The following is a 5,948-nucleotide window of genomic DNA, read 5'->3' on the forward strand; positions in this document are numbered from 1 at the left end:
GGCGGCGGTTCTGCGACAGCGTCGAGGCATCGAACACACCATCGGTCAGCTTCATCCTCAGAAACCAGCGATAGGCGACATTGACCTCGATCTCGCGCACCAGCTGACGTTCCGAGCGGATGCCGAACAGGTAGCCGATGAACAAAGCCTTGAACATCAAGGTCGGATCGAGCGCCGGGCGGCCGTTGTCGGCGCAGTAAAGTCCGGCAACCCGATCATGGATAAAGGAGAAGTCTATCACCGCATCGATCTTGCGAAGCAGATGATCCTTGGGCACCAGGCTGTCGAGCGTTACCATCTCGAGAGCCGTCTGGGACGGAGCAGGTTTCTTCAACATGACCCACTGAATCACAAACCCCTGAACAAGGCCAGGGGTTTGTCAACAGTCTGAAGCCGCCTTGAAGGCGGCTTTTTTCATAAGCGACTATCTTGCCGGTCAGTGAGCGGTCATCCACTCCCTCGCGCCGCGCAGCGCTGCTGCCAGTTCGCCCTTGCTCATCGTGGCAGCCACCTGATTGCGCATGCGGGCAGCCTTTTCACTGCCGCGGATCGCGGCAATGTTCAGCCATTTGTGGGCTTCCACCACATCGATCTCGCAGTCGCGGCCGATGGCAAATTTCATGCCCATTTCCAGAAGAATGCGATCCTGTGCTACTGCGTTGTGCGTATTCGAGAAGCTCTGAAACTGTGCCATTTTCTTTGTCCCTGTTAAATCCCGAGAACCGTCCGGTCTTTATTTCAAAGCCTGATTTGGTTGCTTCGAAACTGCCGTCTCTGTCGTTCCGTTCATGCTCTCAAATCTACGGGAAAGGTTTGAAATGCGCGTTAAACCAGATGCTTAACGAGCAACCAACAAAATCCGAACAAGGGGTAAACTTGGGATTTTGTTAAACATGCAAGTGCCGCCGATTGCTGGATTTTCGCGAAAATTCGATTCAAATCCGCATGATCGAACGAAACCAGTTGCTAACTATAGACAACATTCGAATGCGGGCGTGCGTGTACAAAGGGCAGTGTTTCATGTGCCGAGCGCGACACAAATATCCCTCTTCCGCTTCGCCAAAAACTGGTTTACGTTTACGTTTGCGTAAGTTTGAAGGATGGACGAGGAGCCTTCTGCCTCAAACTTCAGAGTGCATCACAGCGGTTTCATCGCCCACCCGACAGAACAGAACCGGGATTTGCGGCGATTTGGGAGGAAAGAATGATCCGCACACTTATTCTTGGAATGACGCTTGCAGCCACTTTTGCCGTTCCTGCTCTTGCCGATGAAGGAATTGTCGGCACGTGGAAGCGCCCGAATGGCACAATCATCAGCTATACATCCTGCGGCGCCAACAAGTTCTGCGGTACGGTGCAGACCGGCGAATACAAGGGCAAGTCCATTGGCACGATGTCAGGCACAGGCGGCAGCTACAAGGGTGAGGTCAACAAGCTGGATGAAGGCAAAACCTATACCGGTAAGGCCAGCGTTAAAGGCAATACGCTTTCGCTTTCAGGCTGCGTGATGGGCGGTTTGATCTGCAAGAGCGAGAGCCTCACGCGCCAGTAATATCCAGTGGCATCCGGAATAAAAAAGGGCAGCTTTTGAGGCTGCCCTTTTCTTTTGAACACTTATTCAGCGTGCCTTCTGGCCGAAGAGAATTTTTTGGGCTTCCTTGTCGGTTGCCAGATTGGATTTTTCTCGTTCTTCTTTCCCGACAAGCAGACCGCGTTGAACAGCCGGACGAGCATTCACCGTCCCATGCCAGCGCTTCAGGTTCGGGAAATCATCCAGGTTCTGGTCATAGTTCTTAAAGGCATTGATCCAGCCGATCGAAGCCATGTCGGCAATTGAATATTCGCCTGCAATGTATTCTTTGCCTTCCAACTGCCTATTCAGGACACCATAGAGACGATTGACTTCGTTGGTATAGCGGTCGATGCCGTACTGAACCTTTTCCGGCGCATACACACGGAAATGCCCGGCCTGCCCGGACATCGGGCCGAGGCCACCCATCTGCCACATCAGCCATTCGTCAACGGCAACGCGCTTGCGTTCATCGGTCGGGTAGAACTTACCGAATTTCCGCCCGAGATACTGCAGGATTGCTCCGGACTCGAACACCGAAATCGGCCGGCCGTCCGGTCCTTCCGGATCGATGATGGCGGGCATACGGTTGTTCGGAGCAATCTTCAAAAAGTCCGGCTGAAACTGATCGCCCTTTCCGATATTGACATACTTGACCTCGTAGGGAACGCCCAGCTCTTCCAGCATGATGCTGATCTTGAAGCCGTTCGGTGTGGGCCAATAATACAACTCGATGGGCTTGGTCTGTTCGGCCATGGGCTCTCTCCCGCTGATCCTGACGTTGAGCGGGACATGTTCCCGCATTCCAATGATGGGAAACATAAGACCCTTTCGAGCAGGCACAAGAGCCATGCACCGCAATAAAAGGAACATCAATATTTTTGAACGCCACATGAACGATGCTCTCAGGGAGGGTTCAGGCGCATCAGCTAAATTGACGAGGGAGAACAGAAATCACAGCGGCTTTGGGGGCCAACCGGTATGCTTCGGCGTTTAACAATTGTCTGTCTGATGATCGTCGGCATTGCCGCTGTCGCCAGCATTTTCGTTGACCAGAGGTACAACGTCTACCGGGATCAACCCATAATCGGACCTGTCGCCGCATTCACCCGGAATCCCGTCGGAGAGCGGCCATGAAAAGAACCCGGACCATCGCCGCAATCGCCCTTCGGGTTTTCCTGTTTACAGCCATTTTCACCGGTCCGGCAGCCACATTCGCCTACACGCAGATTGGCCAGCATTCCCAGATGAGCGGCATCGGCCTCGTGCTTTATGTGAGCCTGCAACGCATCGCATAAACTGGGTCATGTCACGGTCATAGACTTTGCTATACTAGGCCATGACACAGCGAATCGAACATCCATTTCTGACTGAGATCAAAACGCCTCCGACCGTTGATCCGGAGGTTTTCAACGATGCCAGCGCGGCGGTTGCCGCCCTGCAAAAGCTCTATGATCGCAATACGGCCTTCTTGCGCGATGCGTTCGAGAAGGTTGCGCGAGGTGAGGTTCCGCCGCAACGTTACCGCGCTTATTATCCCGAGATCTGCCTATCCACATCCAGCTTCGCTCATGTGGATTCGCGGCTGGCCTATGGCCATGTCTCGACACCGGGTGATTATTCCGCAAACATCACGCGGCCCGACTTGTTCGATCATTATCTGAACGAGCAAATTCGCCTCCTGATGCGCAATCACGGTGTGACCGTGACAGTGAAGGAATCCTCGACGCCGATCCCGATCCATTTTGCCTTCAAGGAAGGCACCTATGTCGAGGCTTCCGTCGCCAACGCCTTCACGCATCCGCTGCGGGATCTGTTCGATGTACCCGATCTGGCGGCGACCGACGACAAGATCGTCAACGCCGACTTCGAGCCCGCACCGGGCGAACCGATGCCGCTTGCGCCATTCACCGCCCAGCGCATCGATTATTCGCTGCATCGGCTCGCGCATTATACCGCGACCAATCCGGCGCATTTTCAGAATTTCGTGCTCTTCACCAACTACCAGTTCTATATGGACGAGTTCTGCGCCTATGCCCGCGAATTGATGGCAGAAGGCGGCGGCGGTTATGAACAGTTCGTTGAACCGGGCAATCTGATTACACGCGCGGGCGAGACTGAACCAAGCAGTGGCAGCGCCCTGCCCCGCCTGCCCCAGATGCCAGCCTATCACCTGCAGCGGGCCGACCATTCGGGCATTACCATGGTCAATATTGGCGTAGGTCCGTCCAATGCCAAAACCATAACTGACCATATCGCAGTGCTGCGCCCTCACGCCTGGCTGATGCTTGGTCACTGCGCTGGCTTGCGGAACAGCCAACAGCTTGGCGATTACGTTCTGGCACATGCCTATATGCGTGAGGATCATGTTCTCGATGATGATCTGCCCGTCTGGGTACCATTGCCAGCACTTGCGGAAATTCAGGTTGCACTGGAAGAAGCCGTAGAGGAAATTACCGGTCTCGAGGGATATGACCTGAAACAGATCATGCGCACAGGCACGGTTGCAACCATCGACAATCGCAACTGGGAACTGCGCGACCAGCGCGGCCCGGTGCAACGTCTTTCGCAGGCGCGCGCCGTTGCGCTTGATATGGAATCCGCCACTATCGCGGCCAATGGTTTCCGTTTCCGTGTGCCTTACGGCACCCTGCTATGTGTTTCCGACAAGCCGCTGCACGGCGAATTGAAACTGCCGGGCATGGCTACCGAGTTTTACAAGAGGCAGGTCGCACAGCATCTGCGCATCGGTATCCGCGCGATGGAAAAAATCGCTGCCATGCCCGACGAGCGGCTGCATTCCCGCAAGCTCCGTAGCTTCTACGAGACGGCTTTCCAGTGAAGTTAGGGCAACAAGCAGTGGGGCACTTGTCGGTCGGGAACAACTGACGTTCTCAACATACTGCCTTCCTCTTCATCATCGCGCCGTATTCAATAGCTAGAGGCATTTCATGTCGAAACGCCATGAAAACCTTTCATTCCTGTTGCTACTGGCTGCTGTCGCGCTGTCGGTCCCGCTCGTACTAGGATTTCTTGGAGCGGTGCATCCGGCTCTCGATTCTTTCTCGCACTTCAGAGCCCACCTCGCCGTCTTGCTGACGGTGCTGACCGTTCCCTTGCTTTTCACCAAAATGCGACGCGAGGCGGCGATGCTGCTGCTGTTTGCCGTCATGGCACTCAGCACAACCATTGGTGCCGCCCGCGATTTCTTGAGCGATTCCACGGGCGCCCACGCACAGGAACAAGGCGGCGCACGCTACAGTCTCGTCCAGATCAATTTACGCGAAGATAATCCCGAGCCGAAACGCCTTCTCCAGATGATCGCGCGGGAGAAGCCGGACGTCGTCACCTATGAGGAAGCGAGCGACCAATGGACCATGTGGCTCACCATTCTCCAGGGCTCCTATCCCTACCATCTCAATTGTGCTGACGATCCCAACACATGGGGCGTGGGCATCCTGTCGAAGCGGCCTTTCAGCCAGGATGCGCAGACGGCCTGCGTCGGCGATGGTTTGCTCGCAATTGCGCCGATCAATTTCGGTGGAACAACCGTGCATGTCGCAGCACTGCACTTTTCATGGCCATGGCCGCGCTGGCAGCCTTATCAACTCCGCTACATCGAACCGGAACTGCAGAAGCTGAAAGGCCCACTGGTCGTCGCTGGTGATTTCAATGCGGCACCGTGGAGCAATGCCGTCCGTCGTGTCGAACATGCTTCCGGCACCCGCCATATGACCGGTATTGGCGGCACGTGGATGACGCATCTGCTGCCTGTTACGCTCGCGCCCTATATCGGCCTGCCAATTGATCAGATACTCGTAAGCCCTGAAATCGGAGGAGCGAAGGTTTCCGCTCGCGAAGATGCCGGCTCCGATCATCTGCCAGTGCGGCTCGATTTTTCCGTTCCACCGCCCGTTCGGCCAGATGAAGAGGAACCCGAAACCCAATCCGTCATGCTGCGATAAAAAAGGCGGTCTCAGACCGCCTTCAGACTGTTGACAAACCCCTGGCCTTGTTCAGGGGTTTGTGATTCAGTGGGTCATGTTGAAGAAACCTGCTCCGTCCCAGACGGCTCTCGAGATGGTAACGCTCGACAGCCTGGTGCCCAAGGATCATCTGCTTCGCAAGATCGATGCGGTGATAGACTTCTCCTTTATCCATGATCGGGTTGCCGGACTTTACTGCGCCGACAACGGCCGCCCGGCGCTCGATCCGACCTTGATGTTCAAGGCTTTGTTCATCGGCTACCTGTTCGGCATCCGCTCGGAACGTCAGCTGGTGCGCGAGATCGAGGTCAATGTCGCCTATCGCTGGTTTCTGAGGATGAAGCTGACCGATGGTGTGTTCGATGCCTCGACGCTGTCGCAGAACCGCCGCC

Annotated in this window: 8 protein-coding genes; 5 read left to right on the plus strand and 3 right to left on the minus strand. The window is 55.4% G+C overall.

Features of this window, described 5'->3' with window-relative positions; genetic code table 11:
- On the minus strand, positions 1–337 hold a 337-nt coding region (locus tag AAE521_RS26635), incomplete at its 3' end, for a transposase (RefSeq protein WP_342062575.1).
- A gap of 99 nt (positions 338–436) precedes the next feature.
- Positions 437–694, minus strand: coding sequence for a hypothetical protein (locus AAE521_RS26640; protein WP_010661614.1), 258 nt, complete (start codon positions 692–694; stop codon positions 437–439).
- Positions 695–1,204: 510 nt separating this feature from the next.
- On the opposite strand from AAE521_RS26640, the gene AAE521_RS26645 reads away from it, so the two are divergent.
- Positions 1,205–1,552 carry a DUF2147 domain-containing protein gene (locus AAE521_RS26645; RefSeq protein WP_342062978.1) on the plus strand — a complete coding sequence of 116 codons (348 nt, stop codon included), beginning with the start codon at positions 1,205–1,207 and terminating at the stop codon, positions 1,550–1,552.
- A 66-nt stretch (positions 1,553–1,618) separates the two neighbouring features.
- Here AAE521_RS26645 and AAE521_RS26650 read toward each other — a convergent pair whose 3' ends face one another.
- Complete coding sequence (locus tag AAE521_RS26650; protein ID WP_342062979.1) at positions 1,619–2,326, minus strand: glutathione S-transferase N-terminal domain-containing protein; 708 nt, start codon at positions 2,324–2,326, stop codon at positions 1,619–1,621.
- 377 nt (positions 2,327–2,703) lie between these two features.
- On the opposite strand from AAE521_RS26650, the gene AAE521_RS26655 reads away from it, so the two are divergent.
- From AAE521_RS26655 to AAE521_RS26670, 4 genes are all read left to right on the plus strand, one after another.
- Complete coding sequence (locus AAE521_RS26655) at positions 2,704–2,868, plus strand: hypothetical protein (RefSeq protein ID WP_167375529.1); 165 nt, start codon at positions 2,704–2,706, stop codon at positions 2,866–2,868.
- A 41-nt stretch (positions 2,869–2,909) separates the two neighbouring features.
- Entirely contained in the window at positions 2,910–4,412 is a 1,503-nt protein-coding gene (locus tag AAE521_RS26660; RefSeq protein ID WP_342062980.1) for an AMP nucleosidase, read from the plus strand.
- A 109-nt stretch (positions 4,413–4,521) separates the two neighbouring features.
- The gene (locus AAE521_RS26665; protein WP_342062981.1) at positions 4,522–5,535 is read left to right on the plus strand and encodes an endonuclease/exonuclease/phosphatase family protein; all 1,014 of its coding nucleotides are present in this window, start codon (positions 4,522–4,524) and stop codon (positions 5,533–5,535) included.
- Positions 5,536–5,611: 76 nt separating this feature from the next.
- The coding region (locus AAE521_RS26670) for a transposase (protein WP_342062575.1) at positions 5,612–5,948 on the plus strand (337 nt) is incomplete at its 3' end.

Source organism: Brucella cytisi (assembly GCF_038433355.1).
GTDB classification, from domain to species: Bacteria; Pseudomonadota; Alphaproteobacteria; order Rhizobiales; family Rhizobiaceae; genus Brucella; species Brucella cytisi.

Coding starts and splice junctions, on each gene's coding strand:
- AAE521_RS26640 (WP_010661614.1), bottom strand. CDS start 694: ATGGCACAGTTTCAGAGCTTCTCGAATACGCACAACGCAGTAGCACAG.
- AAE521_RS26645 (WP_342062978.1), top strand. CDS start 1,205: ATGATCCGCACACTTATTCTTGGAATGACGCTTGCAGCCACTTTTGCC.
- AAE521_RS26650 (WP_342062979.1), bottom strand. CDS start 2,326: ATGGCCGAACAGACCAAGCCCATCGAGTTGTATTATTGGCCCACACCG.
- AAE521_RS26655 (WP_167375529.1), top strand. CDS start 2,704: ATGAAAAGAACCCGGACCATCGCCGCAATCGCCCTTCGGGTTTTCCTG.
- AAE521_RS26660 (WP_342062980.1), top strand. CDS start 2,910: ATGACACAGCGAATCGAACATCCATTTCTGACTGAGATCAAAACGCCT.
- AAE521_RS26665 (WP_342062981.1), top strand. CDS start 4,522: ATGTCGAAACGCCATGAAAACCTTTCATTCCTGTTGCTACTGGCTGCT.